Here is an 18,717-nt window from a genome sequence, read left to right as displayed (position 1 = left end):
CGGTGCAAGCGCGGATTGTGGCGCGCCGCTGATGCCTGAATCCATATGAGCTTATGCACGCGCCCCCCGTGCCAAGCACGTACCGCGCCCGCTTCCGATAATCGTCCCATGGTCCGTTCCTCCCAACAACTCCACCCCCACCGCGAGCCCGCGACGGTGCGCGCCGCCGCCACCGTGCTGCTGCTGCGCGACACCGACGCCGGCATCGAAGTGCTCATGACCCGCCGTTCGGCGACCGCGAGCTTCGCGCCCGGCGCCTACGTGTTTCCCGGCGGCCACATCGACGCCGCCGACGAAGCGGCCAAGCGCATCGCCACGCGCCGTCCCACGCAGAGCCGCGTGCAGCGCACGCAGGCCATCGCGGCCATCCGCGAAGCCTTCGAGGAGCTGGGGATCCTGCTCGCGCACCATGCCGACGGGCGCCCGGTGAGTGCGCAGGACATCGCCTCGATGGACCGCAACGACACCGCCGGCGCCGCCTTCGCAGACCAGTGCGCCGCGCGCGGCCTGGTGCTGGGCTCCGACCGGGTCTTCACCTTCGCGCACTGGATCACCGACCGCGACCTGCCCAGGCGCTTCGACGTGCCCTTCCTGGTGGCGCGCATGCCCGAGGGCCAGGAGCCCAAGGCCGACGAGAGCGAGCAGTTCGAGCCCTGCTGGGTGCGCCCCGCCGACGCGCTGGCGCGCCACGACGCAGGCACCTTCTTCATGATCTTCCCGACCGTGCGCACGCTGCAGCGGCTGGCCGCCTACGCGAGCGTCGACGCGGTGCTCGCAGCCTGTGCGCCTGCCGGTGCGGGCGAATCGCCGCTGTGGACCAGCTGCCCGCGCGGCGGCCTGCTCAAGGGCGCGGACGTGCGCTACATGGAGCATGAGCCGCCGTTCGGCGAACTCGCGCTGGTGTGCCCCGACGGGCAGATGCTGCACGCGCTCGACTGGCAGAGCGCGCAGCCCGTGCCGCTGCTGCGCAACGTGATGCGCCTCACCGCACCCAACCCCAGCGCCATGACCGGCCCCGGCACCAACACCTACATCGTGGGCGACGCGGCCACCGGCTACATCGTGATCGACCCGGGCCCGAACGACTTCGACCACATCGGCCGTCTGTGGCGCATCACGCAGGGCGACGTCCGCATGATCGTGTGCACGCATTCGCATGCCGACCACTCGCCCGGCGCCGCGCCGCTGCAGGCGCTGTGCAAGGACACGAAGCCGCCGGTCCTCGGGCTGTCGTCCGCACCGACCGCGCGCTCGTCCGCGCGCTTCACCGCGGATCGCGAGCTGGAAGACGGCGAGCGGCTCGTGCTCTCGGGCACGGGGCCCGATGGCGCAGCGCTCGCGCACACCCTGCGCGTGATCCACACGCCCGGCCACGCGGCCAACCACCTCTGCCTGGTGCTCGAGGAAGACGGCCTGCTGTTCTCGGGCGACCACATCCTCAACGGCAGCACCACGGTGGTCGATCCGCCCGACGGCGACATGACGGCCTACCTCGATTCGCTCGACGCGCTCGATGCGGCCTGCGAGGCCGGCGGCATCGAGTTCATCCTGCCCGCGCACGGCTACGTGATCGGCTTTGCGCGCACCGCCATCGGCATGCTGAAGGCGCACCGCCTGAAGCGCGAGGCCAAGATTGCCGCGGCCATGCAGAAGCTGCCCGACGGCACGCCCGAAGAGTGGCTGCCGCTGGCCTACGACGACGTGCCCGATCGCATGTGGCCGGTCGCTGCGCGCTCGCTGGCGGCGCACGTGGCGCGCCTGCGGCAACTGGCCGGGGCGCGATGAACCGCAGCACACCGGAGAACGGAGGCATCCGCCTGGCCAAGCGCGTGGCCGCCATGGCGGGCGTGTCGCGCCGCGAGGCCGAGCTGCTGATCGAGAACGGCGCGGTGCGCGTCGACGGCGTTGCTCAAATGCTGCCGCAGTCGCGCGTGCTGCCGCACCAGCAGGTCGAGATCGCGGCCGGTGCCAGGCCCGAGCCCTTGTTGCCTGTCACATTGCTGCTGTACAAACCGGCAGGCATGCCGACCGATGACGCGCACCGCCTGCTGGTGGCCGCGAACCACCATGAGCCCGAGCGCGCCGGCCAGCGTTTCCTGCCGGCCCATGCGAAGGGGCAACGCTGCATGACGCCGCTCGAAACCGGCGCCAGCGGACTGGTCGCGTACACGCAGGAGTTCCGCGTCGAGCGCAAGCTGCACGAGGATGCCGCCTTCATCGAGCACGAGGTGATGGTCGACGTGGCCGGCGAAGTGAGCCCCGAGGTGCTGGCACGTCTCGAACGTTCGCCGGCGCGCGTGAGCATCGGCCGCCAGAGCGGCGAACAGACCGGCCTGCGCTTCGCGCTGAAGGGCGCGCGGCCGGGACAGATCGCGCACATCTGCGACAACGCGGGGCTGCGCATTCTCGCGATGCGGCGCATCCGCATCGGCCGCGTGCCGCTGGCGGGGCTGCAGCCCGGCCAGTGGCGCTACCTCGCACCCCAGGAACGTTTCTGAAGAAAGGACGACAACGACGATGCACGGACGCGCCGCCCTCGCCTGCACCCTGCCCCTGACACTGGTGACAGGCTGCTCGCTCTTCCAGCCCGATCCACCCCCCGTACCCCCTGCACCGCAACCGGCGGTGATCTCCAGGGACGGCCTTGCGCCGATCACCGAGGACCAGGTGGAGCGCATCCGCGAAGCCATCGGCAGCAAGCCGCCAAGCCCCGCCATCGGCAAGGTGGTGCGCAGCGCGTCGCCCACCATCGAGTCGTTCGTACGCACCGAGGGTTGCATCACCGCGCGCAACGGCGCAGTGCTCAATCCCTTCGCAGCGCCCGGCCGCCTGTTCGACGGCACCGGCTTCCAGGGCGGCCCGATGGCCGAGATGCAGTACCACGACAAGACCGCCTGCGTGACGGTCAAGCGCATCCAGAACTGGAAGATGGTCACGCCGAAGCTGGTGCGCTTCGAGGTGGTCTACGTGGGCGACGACGGCGAGGAACGCGCCGTGAAACGCCACGAGCTCACGCGCCAGCCGAAGGGCGGCTGGCTGTTCACGCGCTGAGCCCGGCGGACAAACCCTCGGAACGTCGGCATTTCGCACGGTCCGGGCATCCGCGAACGCAACCCGTGTCGAACAACACGTAACTGCATGTACGATCCCCGCCGGCCGAAAAGGTTGGCAGACCTTGGCCGAAGCCTCATCGCCGCAGACACCCGGAAAAAAGGGGCACGGCGATGCGATCGAATCACATGTCCGAGGGAAAGATCCATGTTCGCTATTCGCAGCGCCGTTATTCCGGTGTTGGCATCGTTCGTCTTCGCCGGTTGCACGCACTTGCCGCCCACGCAGCCGGTCAAGCCCGAGATGCTGGGAGCGCTCCAGCCCGTCGAGGTGAAAGTCGGCATCACCCAGCCCGAGCTGTATGCGGCCTTCGTCCGCTCGAATGCGGCTGCCGGAGGCGCCGCGGCGTGCGGCGCCGTTCCCGGCTTGGGCATCCTGCTGGCAGCCGCCTGCGGCGGTGCGATGGGTGCGGTGGATGCGAGCATCAACGCCACGCGTGCCAAGGCAGCAGAAGAGAGCGTTCGCCCGCTGAAGGACGAGCTGGTCGAGGTGAACTTCGACCAGCTCATGCGCGAGTCGGTCACGCAGTCGCTGCAGTCGGTGCCCCGGATGCAGCTTGCGGATGTGGCCGTGACCAAGACGGTCACCACGGAGGCCTACGAGAAGACATTCAAGGCCTCGACCTCGAACGCAGTGATGTTCATCAACCTCGACTACCACCTGTCGAGCGACTTCTCCACGCTGGAGGTCTCGGCGCGGGGCCTGATCTATGCGCGCGGCGCCGAGGCGCGCAAGGCTGCCAAGCTGCCGGCCGCTCTGTCCGCGACGCCGTCGGAGCCCGCGCTGGCGCTGCAGAACTCGAGCTACCGCAGCACCATCATCTACACCGCGAAGCATCCCGCCGCCAGCGATGACGCCGCGAAGAACATCGATGCCTGGAAGGCCGACAACGCCCGCCTCTTGAAGGTCGCGCTGCTGGACGGCATTGCGCAGTCGACGGCGCTGCTGGCCGCCGACCTGCAGAGCAAGCACCCCGTCTATGCGCCCGCCACGGCCAATGTCGACACCCCGACCGGCATGAAGGCCAACCTGGTGTCGCAACGCAATACCGGCAAACTGCTTCGCTATCCCAACGGATCGCTGTACTTCGACGCGGCGCTGGCCAATGTGGCGGCCGCCGCGCCAGCGGCGGTGGCCGCACCCGTGGCCGCCCCCGTGGTCGCTCCTGCCCCGGACTCGGCCGTGCAAGCCGTCGTGGACACGGCGGCGAAGTGACTTCGACGGGTGGGCGCCTCGCCGCCTGCTTCGTGCTGGCCGCACCGCTGCTGTCGATGATGGGCTGCGCGTCGGACGAGGTGACGGGCCTGCAGCGCCGGTCTGCAACCGCGCCGCCGAGCCCCGCCTCGACGGCCTGTGCGTTCTCCCTCGGCGCCCTGGACGACCAGCGCGACGCACAGAGCCTGGGGCAGATGGGCCGCACGCACATCGACGGCGCGGGCTTCGACGGGTGGTTCAGGAACGGCATCGCCTCCATGCCCGGCTACACGCGCGATGCAGGTGCGCCGGCGATCCGGATCACGGTGCTGAAGGCCTACGTGCACGGTCTCGTCTCGCTGAAGTCGGCCAACCTCGTCGTGCGCGTTCGGTTCCCGGCGAACGGCACGGCCGCGGCGATGACGAAAACCTACCGGGGCTTCGACGACTCGATGAACTGGTCCACGTCCCAGGGCGAAATCCAGGAGGCCTTCAATACGGCGCTGGACAATCTCACGGCGCAGATCGGCACAGACCTCGGGAAGCGCTGCAAGCGCTGATTCACGTCGCGCACGCTTGGGCCCTCTGCGTGCGCAGCGCCACCGCGAACGACAGCTGCGCCACGATGCCCGCCCCCGCCAGCACGATGGCCGAGGCGAGCGCCGGGTTGCGGTGGCCCATGCCGGCCAGGGCCGTGCACAGCGCACCCACAGCCATCTGCGTGAAGCCATAGAGGCCCGAGGCCGAGCCGATGACCTGCGGGTTCACGCTGATCGCCTGCGTGAGTGCGGCCGGCGAGGCCATGCCGGCGCCCACGGTGTAGAGGAACATGCACGCGACGATGAGCGGCACCGACAGGTGGCCAGTCAGCGCGGCGCCCAAAAGCACGAAGGCCGCGGCGACGCTCAGCGAGTTCGAGCGGGTCATGAGGCGATCGACGCGCACGCGCGAGATCAGGTGGCTGGTGAGGAAGCTGCCGAGCCACACGCCAGACACCAGGATGGCGAGGTAGATGCCCGCCTCGTGCGCGGGGCGGTGCAGCTGGTCCACGAAGATGAAGGGCGCCGAGGCGATGAAGGCGTACATCGACGTGGTGGCGCAGCCGCCGCCCACCGAGAAGCCGAGGAACGCCGGCGAAGCCAGCAGCTTGCGGTAGTTGCGGGCGAGGTCGCGCGCATTCACCGCCGCACCCGGCGCGCCCGTTTCGGGCAGCAGGCGCCAGGTGAACAGGAAGCCGATCACGCCGAGCCCGAACAGCGCATAGAAGATCGAGCGCCATCCCAGCGCGGTGGCCAGCGCACCGCCGAGGAGGGGCGCGAGGCTCGGGCCGATGGTGACCATGAGGTTCATCAGGGCGAGGCGGCGCGTGGCCTCCTGCGGCTCGGCGGTGTCGCGCACGATGCTGCGGCCCAGCACGAGGCCGGCGCAACCGCCCACGGCCTGGAACAGCCGCGCTGCGATCAGCGAATGCACCTCGGGCGCCACCGCGGCCGCGAGGCCGGCCGCGCAATACAGGCCGAGCCCCAGCAGCAGCACCGGCCTGCGCCCGTAGCGGTCGGCCAGCGGGCCGTACACCAGCTGCCCCACGGCCAGGCCGAGGATGTAGAGGCTCACCGTCATCTGCATGGCACCGATGCCGGCACCGAGGCTCTTCGCGGCGATGGGCAGCGCGGGTACGAAGATGTGCATGGCCAGCGTGCCGCTGAAGGTGACCAGCGCAAGCAGCCACAGCGGCGCGTGCGGGCGGCGCTGTGGCGCGGTGGTGGTGATGGGGGTCATTGCCGGGTGGAGGTGCTCGCAGGTTCGTTCGCGTCGTTTGCGGCGCCTTGTGCAAGGTTCGTATCGTCGGGTTCCCAGCCGCCGCCCAGTGCCATGAAAAGCACCACCTGGTCGTCGGACAGCTGCGCCTCGCTGGCGGCCAGCGCGGCCTCGCTGGCGGCCAGCGAGCGCTCGGCGTCGAGGGAGTCGAGGTACGCGGTGCGGCCGTTCTGGTAGAGCTGGCGCGCCTGCGCGGCGACCTTGGCGCTCTCGTCGCGCGAGGCCTGGAGCGCGGCGCGGCGGTCCAGCTCGCGGGCGTAGGTGGCGAGCGCGGTTTCGGTCTCGCGCAGCGCGGCGAGCACGGTGCCGTCGAACTTCGCCAGCGCGGCGCGCGTGCCCGCCTCGGCCTGCGCGATGTGCGACTGCACGACGCCGGTGTTCGGCAGGGTCCACGAGATCAGCGGGCCGAGGCTCCAGGCGAAGGTGTCCTTGCGGCCGAAGCCGTCGGCATGGCCGGCCGAGGAGCCCGACAGGCCCAGCGTGATCTTCGGGTACAGGTCGGCGGTGGCCACGCCGATGCGCGCGGTCGATGCGGCCAGGCTGCGTTCGGCCTGGCGGATGTCCGGGCGGCGGCGCAGCAGCGCGGCGCCGTCGCCGACCGGCAAGGTGCCGGCCACGCGCGGCGGCACGGTGCAGTCGGCCACCTCGCGCGGGAAGTCCTGCGGCAGCGCGCCGGTGAGCGTGGCCAGGCGGTAGAGAGCGCCCTGGCGCTCGGCCTTCAGCGGCGGCAGCGCGGCATTGAGCTGCTGCAGCTGCGCCCGGGCGCGGTTGGCGTCGATGGCACCGGCACGGCCCGCGCGCTGCAGGCGGTCGGTGACGTTCACCGCGTCCTGCTGCAGCGACACCGACTTCTGCGCGATCTGCAGGCGCAGGCCGGTCGAGCAGGCCTCGGCGTAGGCACGCGCGGTGCCGGCCGCGACGTTGACGCGCACCAGGTCGAGCGCGGCTTCGGCGGCCTGCGTGTTGGCCTGCGAGGCCTCGATGCCGCGGCGGATCTGGCCGAAGAGGTCGACCTGGTAGGACAGCGAGGCGCCCGCGCTGTAGTTGAAGGTGCTCGGCGGCTCGTAGCCCTTCTGCAGCAGCGACAGGCCCGAGACGTGGCCGAACGACGGGCCGCCGTTCACGCCGATGGTCGGGTATCTGGCGCCGGCCACTTCGTCCTCGATGGCGCGTTCGCGCTCGAGGTTGGCCACGGCTTGGCGCAGGTCGGTGTTGTGGGCCAGCGATTGCGCGACCAGCTTGTCGAGCAGCGGGTCGTGGTACAGGCGCCACCAGTGCGCGGGCAAGGGCGCGGCGTTGGCCGGGGCCTCGGCGAAGGGCCGGGCGGCGCCGGGCTGGCTGGCCAGCGCCTCGGGCGGCTGGCGGTAGTCGGGGCCGACCGCCGCGCAGGCTGCGAACGCGGCCGCGGCGGCCAGCGTCGCGAAGCGGAATACGAAGCGTGTCGTGGTCATGGTGTCATCCCTTCTGCGGCGTGGCGACAGGCTCGGCGACCGTCTTGTTCTGCGCCGTCTTGCTCTCCAGCACCTGCACGGTGACCGTCTGGCCGGCGACCAGGCGTGCGCCCTGCGGCAGCGGGTCGAGCTTGACGCGCACCGGAATGCGCTGCGCCAGGCGCACCCAGTTGAACGTGGGGTTCACGCTGGGCAGCAGGTTGGCGCTGGTGGAGCGGTCATGGTCGGCAATGCCGGCGGCCACGCTGTCGACCGCGCCCTCGAGCACCGCGCCGCCGCCCATGGGCGTCACGCGCACGCGGTCGCCGAGGTGGATGCGCGGCAGCTTGGTTTCCTCGAAGTAGCCTTCGACGTAGAAGGATTGCGCATCGACCAGCGCGAGCACCGGGCGGCCGGCCGCGGCGTAGCTGCCCTGGCGCAGGTCGAGGTTGGTGACGAGGCCGTCGGTGGGCGCGCGCACTTCGGCGCGCTGCAGGTTGAGGCGGGCCGAGTCGAGCGCCACTTCGGCCTGCGCGACGGCGGCATGCATCTGCTCGACGCGCGAGCGGGTCTGCTCGCGCGACTCCTTCGAGACGAGGTCGTCGAGCCCCACGTTGCGCTGGTTCTCGCGCTGCACCTGGGCGCTCATGGCGCGCTGCGCCGACAGCGCGGCCTCGGCCTGGCGCACGGCGAGGTCGTAGCGCGCGCGGTCGACCTCGAACAGCAGCGTGCCGGCGGCCACCGGCTGGTTGTCGCGAATGGGCACGGCCGTGACGAGGCCCGACACGTCGGGCGCGATCTGCACGACGTTGGCGCGCACGCGGCCGTCGCGCGTCCACGGCGCGAGTTCGTAGTGGTCCCACAGCCGCAGCCCGGCCCACACGGCGGCGGCCACCACCAGGACGGTCAGAAGAACACGCCCGAGGCGCTGCGCCCAGGGGTTGTCGAAGGAAGGACTGGCTTTCATGGGAATCTCGTTTGTTTATTGAAGGTAGGAGGTCGCGCGGCTCAGCGCGTAGAGCAGCAGCAGGTACAGCGCCATGTCGAACAGCGCGGGGTGCCACACCCAGCGGTAGGCGCCGGTGGCCGCGAGCAGACGGCGCACGGCCCACAGGGCCAGCAGCGCGCCGAGGGCCAGCACCATGATCCAGGGCAGGTACAGGCCGTAGAAACTGGCTTCGCCGATCATGCGGAGGCTCCTTGAATGACTTGCGTGGGCGCGCCCGCCAGCATCGGCGGCGCTTCGGGAAAGAGGTTGCGGCGCAGGCCGACCAGCGCGGTGACGGCCGCGCGCGAGGCGCTGGAAACCGATGCATCGCGATCGGCGAGCACGGCACCCAACGCTTCGTCGATCTGCGGCAGCAGGCCCGGCGGGCGCGGGTTCATGCGGCCTTCGCCGCGCTGGCGGAAGAAGCCGGCGATGCCGCCCAGCAGCGCGTTGGCGGTGGCCACCGGCAGCTGCGCGCGAACGCGCTGCAGCACGGCGATGTCGGCGCCCATGCGCAGGTCGCGCAGCGCGTCGTTGGCCGCCACGCCCTCGACCGTGCCGCCGGCCTGCGCGATGCGCGGCGCGAGCAGGCCGATGCGGTCGAGCATGCGCACGGCGTAGGCGTCGCTCTGCGCGTACTGCGGCTGCGAAGACGCGGCCATGTCGCCGAGCTCGCGCCAGGTGGCGCGCTGGATGCGCCGCGCGCTCCAGTCGGCACCGACCGAACGCACCAGGCGCGTGACGCGCGCCGCGACCACCACGCCGACGATCTGGCCGATCATGCTGTTGATGAAGCTCACCAGGTCGGAGCTGGCGGTGTCGTGGAGCGCGAGCGTGCCGGCCACGCCGAAGATCAGCGCCATCGCCGGCATGAAATGCGTGGGGCGCGGCAGGTAGAGGCCCAGCACCAGGAAGAGCGGCGCGCAGATGGCCACGAGCATGCCGAAGTCCTGCACCGTAGGCATGAGCACCAGCACGTAGACCGCGGAGATCGGAATGGACCAGAGCGTCCACTTGAGGAAGCCGTGGATCGCCGGCACCGGGTCGTCCATGGTGGCGAAGAAGCAGCAGAAGACGGCGGCCATCATGGTGGCGGCCGAGCCCATGGGCCAGCCGGTGACGATCCAGAAGGCGCCGCACAGGCAGATGGCGATGACGGCGGCCAGCGCCGACAGCAGCGCCATGCCGTAGTCGCGGTGCAGCGCGCGGGCGCCGAGCGCGGCAGTGCGGCGCAGCGGCGCGGCGCCCTTCAGGCCTTCGTCGATGTCCTGGCGCAATTGCGCGCAGGCGGTCCAGCCGTCGACCAGCTCCTCGAGCCGGCCCGAGAGGCCGATGCGCAGGGCGCGGCCCCATGCGGCGGGTGGCGTTGCCGCATCGGCGGGGGTGGCGCTCAATGCGCCGATGGCCTGGCGCAGCGCCTGCAGGGCCTGCGCGCGGGCAGCAGGGTCGCCGCCGGGTTCGGCTTCGTCGCGCAGCCATTGCGCAGCCTGGGCGAGCACGGCGGTGACGTCGGGCGCGAGCCGGCCTTCGGTGTCCTCCAGCGCCTGCAGCCGGTCTTCGACGGCGGACAGCGCGGGCGTGAGCGCGGCGACGCGGTCCTGCATCGTGCGGATGGCACCGGCGGTCCAGCGCAGGTGCGTGGTGTCGAAGGGCACGTGGGTGGAGAGCAGGCGCAGCTGCGTGATGTCGCCGGCCAGGCGGCGGCGGTCGTCGTCCAGGCGGCGCGGGTCGGCCTGGCTGCTGCGTCCGGCGGGCTGCAGCAGGTCGCCGAGCCACTTGCGCGCATCGACCAGCGTACGGTCGAGCAGGCCGAGCACGGTCGGCGCGAGGCCCGCGGGAAACACGAGGCTGTGGACGAGCGTGGCGCAGAAGATGCCCAGGCCGATCTCTTCCACGCGCGCGACAGCGGTGTCGAACAGCGCGAGCGGCGTCTGCACGGACGGGAAGCCGATCAGCGCGGCCGTGTAGCCGGCGAGCATGAACACATACGAGCGCGGCGTGCGGTCGAACAGCGAGATGCACAGGCACAGCCCGACCCACAGCGCGAGCACCAGCGTGAGCAGCTCGGGCGCGTTGGACAGCGCGGGCACCAGCAGCACGGTCGCGGTGCTGCCGATGAGCGTGCCGCAGAACCGGTACAGCGCCTTCGAGCGCACGGCACCGGCCAGCGGATGGGCCACGACGTAGGTGGTCATGAGTGCCCAGAACGGGCGCGGCAGGCCGGCGCGGCTGGCGAGGTACATCGCCAGCATGGCAGCGGCGAAGCTCTTGCCGGAAAAGAGAAGCTCCGCGCGGCTGAAGCGCGGAAGAGAAAGCCCGGCCATCTACTTGCGCCCTTCAGGTTCCTGCGGCGGCGGGGGCGTCATCACGGCGCGCACGCCCATGCGCTCTTCGAGCACGGCGAACACGCGCAGGCAGGCGGCGATGTCCGCGTCGGGCACGCCCTCGAACAGCGATGTGCGCATCAGCGCCAGCGAGGCCTCGATGGGTGCGAAGGTGGCCTTGCCGGCGTCGGTGAGGTGCAGGGTCTTGGCGCGGCGGTCGGCCGGGTCTTCGCGGCGCTCGACCAGGCCCGCCTCGACGAGCTGGTCGACCGATCGCACCAGTGACGGACCTTCGATGCCCAGCGCTTCGGCCAGCACGCCCTGCCGGACCTCGCCGTTCATGCGCCCGAGCATCACGATCGGATACGCCAGCGTCTGCGAGACGCCGACGTGTGCCACCGCCTTGTCGGCCGCGGCCCGGTAACCGCGCTGCAGCGCCGCGAACGACGTGCCGAGCCGCATCAGCGCCTGTGCGCGCGTTGGCTGGGAGGGGGACGTGTCGGTCACGATAGCTGCCTAATAGTTAGTCTGCTATCGATTATAGGGGTTACTACTGATTCGTGCAGCCGGCGCGGCAGCCCACGGAAAATCACCGGATGAACATGGAACAGTTCAAAAGCGACATCGAAGCCACGCTGGCGCAGGCCATCGCCTTGCCCGGCTTTTCGGTGGACGATTACCTGGATGCGCGCGACGAATCGCCTTTCGACGAAGCGTGGTCGCTGGCCGCCACCGGCGTGGCCGATGCCGCAAAGGCCCAGCCGGAAGAGACGTGCAACGAACAGGCAGCGGCTTCGAGAAGCCTTCGGGAATGGGTGTTCAGGACGACGGCCGAACGCACGGGCGAACCGGAACTGGCGGCTTGCGTGTCCGACGACGCCGGCCTGATCCTCGAGGCGTCGCTTTGCGGCTGGTCATCGGCGTGGATCGGCACCCTGCGGCGCTGCTACGCATCGCATCGGCTGCCGCAAGGCGATCTGTGCGCCTGATTACGGCGCATGGCGCGCCGCCGGAAGAAAAGTGTGAAGCCCGCCGATAAGCCGGATTCTGTGCACCGGAGCCCTCTTGCGAAGACCCCGGCGTGACCGCCATTACTCTGGGCCGTTTGTCGCCAAACGGCTCGATGCCACCTACCCGCCAGCTCAGCGGAACCACCTCGATACTGGCCTACTTGGTGTTGCTGCGCGCAGAGATTGCCCGTTTCACCCGAACTGAATCGGCTCGTCTCTGTTGCTCTGATCCTCACCTCACGGTGGAGAGTCATTAACTCCTGCGCTGTCCTGTGCAGTCCGGACGTTCCTCCAGTGCGGCCTTTCGGCACTTGCACCAGCGGCGGTCTGGCGTGCTTCACCGCTCGATTATCGCCTCACGCCCAAAGAGACTCCTCTGCACCGGGGATACCGCGGAACCGGCTTTCGGCGAAGCGACATGCAGCGCGCGAAGACTGGGGGTGCCATCAAATGCCGCAGAACTCGCGCCGGTACTGCTCGGGCGTCGTTCCTGCTTCGCGCTGGAACATCGCGATGAACGCCGACGCCGTGCTGTAGCCCAGGTCGAAGGCGATCTCCTGCACGGTGCGGCCCGATTCCAGCGCGTCGATGGCGCGCAGGAAGCGCAGCCGCTGGCGCCAGTCGCCGAAGGACATGCCGAGTTCGCGCTGGCACTGGCGCGCGAGCGTGCGTTCGGTCATGTGCACGCGCTGCGCCCACTCGGCCAGCGGGCGGTGGTCGCCGGGGTCGGCCTGCAGCGCATCGAGCACGGTCGCGAGCGCGGGCGACGCGGCCGCCGGCAGGTAGCTGCGCTGCACCTCGGCCACCGCCAGCTGGTCGACCATCACGTGCGCCAGGCGCAGGTCGGCCGGCGTCTTCGGTTCGCGCACGTCGCGCGCAGCGAAGTCGGCCAGCACGCTGCGGATGATCGGGCTCATGCGCAGCATGCAGGCCTCGTCCGGCAGCGCGGCGCACAGGGCGGGCGCGATGTAGATCGAGCGATAGACGATGGCACTGCGCAGCGTGCAGCCGTGCATCACGTTCGGTGGAATCCACACCGCGAACTGCGGCGGCGACAGAAAGCGCAGACCCTCGGCCTCCGCATGCATGGTGCCGTGCGCGGCGTAGTTCAGGTGGCCCCAGCTGTGGCTGTGCGCCACGGCCAGCGTGTCGGCGGCGAACTCGTCATAACGGAAATAGAAGGGCCCCTCCTTGCCCTCCACGTCCTGGATCGGCAAATGACGCAACCGGTCGGCCATGGCGATGAAGCTCCTCGGCAAGAAAGAAAAGGATGGGAAAGCGTCCGGATCGCCGAACGGAATGTCCTGATCGAGCTATATGCCGCAGGACGGACGCATCGATGATAGGCCTCTACCCTGAAAAAGAAAGCTCCCTTTCATGTGGCCCTATGCCTTTCCTCTGCTCGCCGTCGTCATCTGGGCGGGCAATGTCGTCGTCAGCAAGATGGCCGCCGGCGCCATCGCGCCGGCCGAGATCAGCTTCTACCGGTGGCTGCTGGCCGCCCTGCTCTTCACGCCGCTGGCATTGCGCCCGATGCTGCGCAACTGGCCGGCGGTGCGGCCGCAACTGGGTCGCATCGCGGTGCTGGGCCTGCTGGGCATGGTCGTCTACCAGAGCCTGGCGTACTACGCGGCCTACCTCACCACGGCCACGCACATGGGCATCATCGGCTCGCTCACGCCGATCATGGTGCTGGCGCTGTCGATCCTGCTGCTGGGACAGCGACTCACGGCGGGCGCCGTGGCGGGCTCGCTGGCGTCGATCGCGGGCGTGCTGGTGGTGGTGTCCTCGGGCGACCTCGGCACCCTGCTGAAGAGCGGCGCCAATACCGGCGACGCGCTCATGCTGCTGGCGATGCTGGCCTATGCGGTCTACGTGATCCTGCTCAAGCGCTGGGGCATGAAGGACGTGCCCGCGCTGCAGCTGCTCTACCTGCAGATCGTAGTGGCCGTCATCGCGCTGCTGCCGCTTTACCTGCTCACGCCGCGGGTGGGGCTGTCCGCCGCCAATCTGCCGCTGATCGGCTTCGCGGGCCTCGGCGCCTCCATGATCGCGCCGCTGGTGTGGATGCACACGGTGGCGCACATCGGCCCGAGCCGCGCGAGCATGTTCTTCAACCTGATCCCGCTGCTCACCGCCGTGATCGCCGCGGCCGTCATCGGCGAGTCGCTGGCGGCGTACCACGCGGTCGGCGGCGCGCTCACGGTGGCGGGCGTGCTGCTGGCGGAGCTGTGGAAGGCACCGCTGCGCAGCCGGCGCGCGGTGGCGGGTTGATCAGGGACCGAGCGCGGAGAACACCTCGATCGCGATCAGGTTCGACACCGAGCGCCCCTGCTTCACCTCGCCCGGCACCACCAGCCGCGCGAAGCCGGTGGTGGTCAGGTCGGCGCCGTTCATCTGGTAGGCGACCATCGCGGCCTTGCCGCCGAAGCCGGGGTCGATCTCGCCCAGCGACAGCGTGGCGCGGTAGCCGTCGCTGCCCGTGACCACGGCGTACATGCCCAGCGAAGCGTTCTTCGGCGTGGCGGGCAGGCCCAGGCCGCTCAGCAGCGTCCACAGGCTGACGCCGTGGTACACGTTGGCACCCACGGTCAGGTCGGGCGACGCAGTCATGGCCTTGAGGTCCGCGGCGGTGTAGCTCATCGACGTGCCGACCTTGCCGGAAACGGCAAAGCTGCTCGACACACCGCCGCCCGGAAGGGCCGCCGCCGTCGCGGGCGCGGCCACCACGTCGAGCCGCACGAGGTTCGACACATAGCGCCCGCCCTTCACGTCGCCCGGCGCCGTCACGCGGAACGGGCCGTCGGTCGTGCCCAGCGGGGCCGAAGTGCCCGCCGTGGTTTCGGCATAAGCGACCACGCTCGGCTTGTTGCCGAAGTCGGGGCTGAGTTCTCCCAGCGCGAACACCACCTTGTAGCCATCGGCGCCGGTGGCCAGCAGGTAGCGGCTGAGCACGTCGTTCTTGCGCGCGCCATCGACCTGGATGCCCGCGTCGTTCAGCAGCGGCCACAGCCCGGCGCCGGTGTAGGTGTGCGTCTGGGCGCCGCTGCCGCTGGAGAAATCGACCGTCTGGGTGATCGGCGCGCGCGCTGCGAGCTCGGCTTCGGTGAGGGCCGCCGAGCGGTCGATGGCGCCACCGAGCTGCACGGACGGTGCAGGCGCTGGTGGCGGGGCGGGAGGCGGCGGCGGTGCGGGTGGCGCGGGCGCAGGTGCGGGCGCAAGCGGAACGAACACCGCGCCGCTGTTGTCCCCGCCACCACCGCACCCGGCGAGCACCAGGGCGGCGACGCCCGAAACCAAGCTCCTGGACCAATCCATGACCATCTCCCGTTTCCGATGTATTCGATAAGACACGGCGACAGCGCTCGCCCTGCGAACCAGCGCAAGCAATGCTGCGCTGGCCCGGCGGCGTCTCTCGCTCGCAACCAACGGGCGAATGTACCGCGTTGTATTCAGGTGAACATATCGGAAACGATATCCCGCGCCACCGGACGAAGGCCTGCGGCGGTCATTCGGGCCACCCGTTCGGCAACAGGGCGAAGCCCACCGCGCTGCGCCACGGCATGTACGGCGTGGCGACGAAGATCACGCCCGACGCCACTCAGGCAGGTTTGGCTGCATCGAGCGCAGCGCGCCGGAAGCGCCCCGGCGTCACGCCCGCATGGCGCGCGAACGCGCGGTTGAAGGCCGCCTCCGAGCGGTAGCCGACCGCCTCGCCGACGCTGGCCGTGTCCTGCCCGCCATGCGCCAGCAGCCGCGAGGCGAGTTCCATGCGCAGTGCCGTCAGCAGTTCGAGCGGACCCGTGCCCGCACGCCGCGCGAACTCGCGTGCGAAGGTGGCGCGCGACATGTGGCAGCGCCCGGCCAGCGCGGCGACCGTCCACGCCGCTTCGGGGTTCGCCAGCATGGCCTGCAGGGCGGGCGCGAGCCGCGGGCTGGCCATGAGCCCGAGCACGCCCGACAGTTCGGGCCGCGTGGCCAGGTGCGCACGCACCGCCAGCGTGAACAGCGTGCCCGACAGCTGCGCCACGATGGCCGCCGCGCCGGCGCGCTGCTGTTCGATCTCGTGCGCCATGAGCCGCACCAGCCCTTGGAGCCAGCCGTATTCCGGATGCTGCGCGAAAGGGATCACCATGGTCTCGGGCAGCGCGTCGAGCAGGATGCTGCGCCGCCGCCCCGGAAACTCGAACTCGCCGCACAGGATGTCGGTATCGGCCTTCGCGGGCTGCCGCAGGTTGGTCTTCAGGTCGACCAGTTCGCCGTGCCGCAGCCGGATGGCCCGCCCTTCGCTCTCGAGCCCCGTCGTGCGCAGCACGTGCGCCGAGCCGCGCGGCAGCACCACCAGGCTGCCCTCCTCCACCTGCAGCAACGCGCGGCTATCGGGCAGCCAGAGTTCGCAGCGCCCGCGCAGCAGGATGTGAAAAGGCGCGCGCCACGGGCCGATGGCCTCGTGCGGCGCGGCCCAGTCTTCGCCGAACAGGCAGCGCAGGTCCATGCGGCCGCGCGGGTCGAGCCATCCGACAAGTTCGCTCAAGGTGTCCATGGCAATCGGGCGTGAGACGCTGAAGCAATTCTTCGAGACATTCTGGCATTCAAAATCCCAATGCGCCGGCCTAAAGTTCATTCAACGTCTTCACGAGGTGAACAGAATGAATTCCGATCGTGCCGCTCCTTCCGCCCTTCCCACACTTCCATCACTTCCCGCCCTCACCGCCGCCCCGGCCGCGCGGTCGCCCGCTGCGCACTCCGCGGCGACCGCGGTGCCCGCCATCCCGGCCTCCTTCTTCGGCATCGCCGTCGGCCTGCTCGCGATGGGCAACGCCTGGCGCGTGGCCACGCCACTGTGGCATCTGCCGCGCGACATCGAACACGCCGTGACCTGGAGCGGCATCGCGGTGTGGTTCGCCCTGCTGGCGCTGTATGCATGGAAGTGGCTGCACCGCGGCGACGAGGCGCGCGCCGAGATGAACCATCCGGTGCAGTCGTCGTTCGCGGCGCTGGGTCCGGTGGCCAGCATGCTTGCGGCGATGGCGCTGCTGCCCTGGTCGCGACCCGTGGCGCTGGCCGTGTTCGCCGTGGCCGTCACGGCGCAGCTCGTGCTCGGCCTGTGGCTCTACGGCCGCGTGTGGCAGGGCGGGCGCCAGCCCGAGACGGTCACGCCGGCCATCTACCTGCCGGCGGTGGCGCAGAACTTCGTGGCCGGCACGGCGGCCGCCAGCTTCGGCTGGCCGCACCTGGGCATGCTGTTCTTCGGCGCGGGGCTGTTCTCGTGGCTGGCGATCGAGTCGCTGATCCTGGGCCGCGCCGCGCTGCAGCCGCCGATGCCCGAAGCGCAGCGCCCGGTGCTCGGTATCCAGCTCGCACCGGCGGTGGTCGGCGGCGTGACCTACCTGAGCCTGAACGGCGGCGTGCCCGACCTGTTCGCGCAGATCCTGCTGGGCTACGGCCTGTACCAGGCGCTGCTGCTGCTTCGGCTGCTGCCGTGGATCGCGCGGCAGCCGTTCGCGCCCTCGTACTGGGCCTTCAGCTTCGGCGTGGCTGCGCTGCCGACGCTGGCGATGCGGCTGCTGGCTGCCGGTGCCGGCGGCCCGCTCGAATGGATCGCCCCGGCCTCGTTCGCGGCCGCCAACCTCATCGTCGGCCTGCTGGTTCTGAAGACGCTGGGCCTGCTGCTTCGCGGGCGGCTGTTGCCTGCCGCAACACCCTCGCGCTGAAAAACGAAGCGGGCTGGTCTCACAATGCGCGCTATCCGTCCGACACCAACGCATCGACCCAAGGAGATCCCATTCCATGAAGGCCCAGAACATCCTCGAGACCATCGGCAACACGCCGCACATCCGCATCAACCGGCTGTTCGGCAACGCGAAGCAGCAGGTCTGGATCAAGTCCGAACGCGCCAACCCCGGCGGCTCGATCAAGGACCGCATCGCGCTCTCGATGGTGGAAGACGCCGAGAAGAGCGGCGCGCTCAAGCCCGGCGGCACCATCGTCGAGCCCACCTCGGGCAACACCGGCATCGGCCTGGCCATGGTCGCTGCCGTCAAGGGCTACAAGCTGATCCTGGTGATGCCCGACAGCATGTCGGTCGAGCGCCGCCGGCTGATGCTGGCCTACGGCGCCACCTTCGACCTGACGCCGCGCGCCGGCGGCATGAAGGCCTCCATCGCCCGCGCCGAGGAAATCGTGGCCGGCACGCCCGGTGCGTGGATGCCGCAGCAGTTCAACAACCCCGCCAACGTCGACGTGCACGTGCGCACCACGGCCGAGGAAATCGCGGCCGACTTCCCTGACGGCATCGATGTGCTCATCACCGGCGTGGGCACCGGCGGCCACATCACCGGCGTGGCGAAGGTGCTGAAGAAGAAGTGGCCGAAGCTGCAGGTGTTCGCGGTGGAACCGGTGGCCTCGCCGGTGATCTCCGGCGGCGCACCGTCGCCGCACCCCATTCAGGGCATCGGCGCGGGCTTCATCCCGAAAAACCTCGACACCTCGCTGCTCGACGGCGTGCTGCAGGTCGACGCCGAACCGGCGCGCGAGATGGCGCGCCGCTGCGCGCAGGAAGAAGGCATGCTGGTGGGCATCTCGTCCGGCGCGACGCTCGCAGCCATCGCCCAGAAGCTGCCCTCGCTGGCACCCGACGCGGTGGTGCTGGGCTTCAACTACGACACCGGCGAGCGCTACTTGTCCGTCGAAGGCTTCCTTCCAGCCTGATCTGGCTCGCCCCCAGGCTGCGCGGCACTTCGTGTCCGCTTCGCCTCCCCCCTACCGGGGGCAACACCTGAGGCCCGGCAAAGCCGGTTCCTCGGTGTTCCACGAACGACGAAGCTAAAATGGTGCGCTGC

Annotated in this window: 18 protein-coding genes and 1 other RNA gene; 9 read left to right on the top strand and 10 right to left on the bottom strand. The window is 70.3% G+C overall.

From position 1 onward, the window contains the following. Window positions 1-108: 108 nt before the first annotated feature. From AACL56_RS07100 to AACL56_RS07080, 5 genes are all read left to right on the top strand, one after another. The gene (locus AACL56_RS07100) at window positions 109-1,785 is read left to right on the top strand and encodes an MBL fold metallo-hydrolase (protein ID WP_339089121.1); all 1,677 of its coding nucleotides are present in this window, start codon (window positions 109-111) and stop codon (window positions 1,783-1,785) included. Then, window positions 1,782-2,498, top strand: coding sequence for an RNA pseudouridine synthase (locus AACL56_RS07095; RefSeq protein WP_339089120.1), 717 nt, complete (start codon window positions 1,782-1,784; stop codon window positions 2,496-2,498). The genes AACL56_RS07100 and AACL56_RS07095 overlap by 4 nt, the downstream gene beginning before the upstream one ends. Window positions 2,499-2,517: 19 nt before the next feature. Continuing rightward, a complete protein-coding gene (locus AACL56_RS07090; RefSeq protein WP_339089119.1) occupies window positions 2,518-3,051 on the top strand; it encodes a hypothetical protein in 534 nt (177 codons plus the stop codon). Between the two features lie 207 nt (window positions 3,052-3,258). Then, window positions 3,259-4,326 carry a hypothetical protein gene (locus AACL56_RS07085; RefSeq protein ID WP_339089118.1) on the top strand — a complete coding sequence of 356 codons (1,068 nt, stop codon included), beginning with the start codon at window positions 3,259-3,261 and terminating at the stop codon, window positions 4,324-4,326. Beyond that, on the top strand, window positions 4,323-4,865 hold the full coding sequence (locus AACL56_RS07080) for a hypothetical protein (protein WP_339089117.1): 543 nt from the start codon (window positions 4,323-4,325) through the stop codon (window positions 4,863-4,865). Before AACL56_RS07085 ends, AACL56_RS07080 begins: the two co-directional genes overlap by 4 nt. Before the next feature lies 1 nt (window position 4,866). Here AACL56_RS07080 and AACL56_RS07075 read toward each other — a convergent pair whose 3' ends face one another. Genes AACL56_RS07075 through AACL56_RS07050 form a run of 6 tightly spaced genes read right to left on the bottom strand, consistent with a single transcriptional unit; the run spans window position 4,867 to window position 11,327 of the window. Then, on the bottom strand, window positions 4,867-6,084 hold the full coding sequence (locus tag AACL56_RS07075) for a multidrug effflux MFS transporter (protein ID WP_339089116.1): 1,218 nt from the start codon (window positions 6,082-6,084) through the stop codon (window positions 4,867-4,869). Continuing rightward, window positions 6,081-7,574: an efflux transporter outer membrane subunit gene (locus AACL56_RS07070; protein ID WP_339089115.1), complete on the bottom strand. Its 1,494-nt coding sequence runs from the start codon at window positions 7,572-7,574 to the stop codon at window positions 6,081-6,083. Before AACL56_RS07070 ends, AACL56_RS07075 begins: the two co-directional genes overlap by 4 nt. Before the next feature lie 4 nt (window positions 7,575-7,578). Beyond that, entirely contained in the window at window positions 7,579-8,520 is a 942-nt protein-coding gene (locus AACL56_RS07065) for an efflux RND transporter periplasmic adaptor subunit (protein ID WP_339089114.1), read from the bottom strand. Between the two features lie 15 nt (window positions 8,521-8,535). Beyond that, a complete protein-coding gene (locus AACL56_RS07060) occupies window positions 8,536-8,742 on the bottom strand; it encodes a DUF1656 domain-containing protein (protein WP_108135854.1) in 207 nt (68 codons plus the stop codon). Further along, a complete protein-coding gene (locus AACL56_RS07055) occupies window positions 8,739-10,865 on the bottom strand; it encodes an FUSC family protein (RefSeq protein WP_339089113.1) in 2,127 nt (708 codons plus the stop codon). Before AACL56_RS07055 ends, AACL56_RS07060 begins: the two co-directional genes overlap by 4 nt. Beyond that, a complete protein-coding gene (locus AACL56_RS07050) occupies window positions 10,866-11,327 on the bottom strand; it encodes a MarR family winged helix-turn-helix transcriptional regulator (RefSeq protein WP_339092816.1) in 462 nt (153 codons plus the stop codon). Window positions 11,328-11,425: 98 nt separating this feature from the next. On the opposite strand from AACL56_RS07050, the gene AACL56_RS07045 reads away from it, so the two are divergent. Then, window positions 11,426-11,854 (top strand): hypothetical protein, encoded by a 429-nt coding sequence (locus AACL56_RS07045; protein WP_339089112.1) that lies wholly within the window; start codon window positions 11,426-11,428, stop codon window positions 11,852-11,854. A 31-nt stretch (window positions 11,855-11,885) separates the two neighbouring features. Here AACL56_RS07045 and rnpB read toward each other — a convergent pair. Both rnpB and AACL56_RS07035 read right to left on the bottom strand, forming a co-directional pair. Then, window positions 11,886-12,214: RNase P RNA component class A (rnpB, locus tag AACL56_RS07040), an RNA gene on the bottom strand. 107 nt (window positions 12,215-12,321) lie between these two features. Beyond that, the gene (locus AACL56_RS07035; protein ID WP_339089110.1) at window positions 12,322-13,113 is read right to left on the bottom strand and encodes an AraC family transcriptional regulator; all 792 of its coding nucleotides are present in this window, start codon (window positions 13,111-13,113) and stop codon (window positions 12,322-12,324) included. Between the two features lie 139 nt (window positions 13,114-13,252). Here AACL56_RS07035 and AACL56_RS07030 point away from each other — a divergent pair, with 139 nt between their 5' ends. Then, window positions 13,253-14,149, top strand: a complete 897-nt coding sequence (locus AACL56_RS07030; RefSeq protein WP_339089109.1) for a DMT family transporter — start codon at window positions 13,253-13,255, stop codon at window positions 14,147-14,149. Here AACL56_RS07030 and AACL56_RS07025 read toward each other — a convergent pair whose 3' ends face one another. After that, a complete protein-coding gene (locus AACL56_RS07025) occupies window positions 14,150-15,022 on the bottom strand; it encodes a molybdopterin-dependent oxidoreductase (RefSeq protein ID WP_339089108.1) in 873 nt (290 codons plus the stop codon). A 454-nt stretch (window positions 15,023-15,476) separates the two neighbouring features. Then, window positions 15,477-16,418: an AraC family transcriptional regulator gene (locus AACL56_RS07020; protein WP_339089107.1), complete on the bottom strand. Its 942-nt coding sequence runs from the start codon at window positions 16,416-16,418 to the stop codon at window positions 15,477-15,479. A 217-nt stretch (window positions 16,419-16,635) separates the two neighbouring features. On the opposite strand from AACL56_RS07020, the gene tehA reads away from it, so the two are divergent. Then, window positions 16,636-17,589, top strand: coding sequence for a dicarboxylate transporter/tellurite-resistance protein TehA (gene tehA, locus AACL56_RS07015; RefSeq protein WP_339089105.1), 954 nt, complete (start codon window positions 16,636-16,638; stop codon window positions 17,587-17,589). Window positions 17,590-17,665: 76 nt separating this feature from the next. Further along, a complete protein-coding gene (gene cysK, locus AACL56_RS07010) occupies window positions 17,666-18,586 on the top strand; it encodes a cysteine synthase A (protein ID WP_339089104.1) in 921 nt (306 codons plus the stop codon). Window positions 18,587-18,717: the final 131 nt, after the last annotated feature.

It is taken from the genome of Variovorax paradoxus, from assembly GCF_902712855.1.
GTDB classification, from domain to species: Bacteria; Pseudomonadota; Gammaproteobacteria; order Burkholderiales; family Burkholderiaceae_C; genus Variovorax; species Variovorax paradoxus_Q.
Note: the sequence above shows the minus strand (reverse complement) of the source record. Positions and strands in the feature narration are given on the sequence as shown.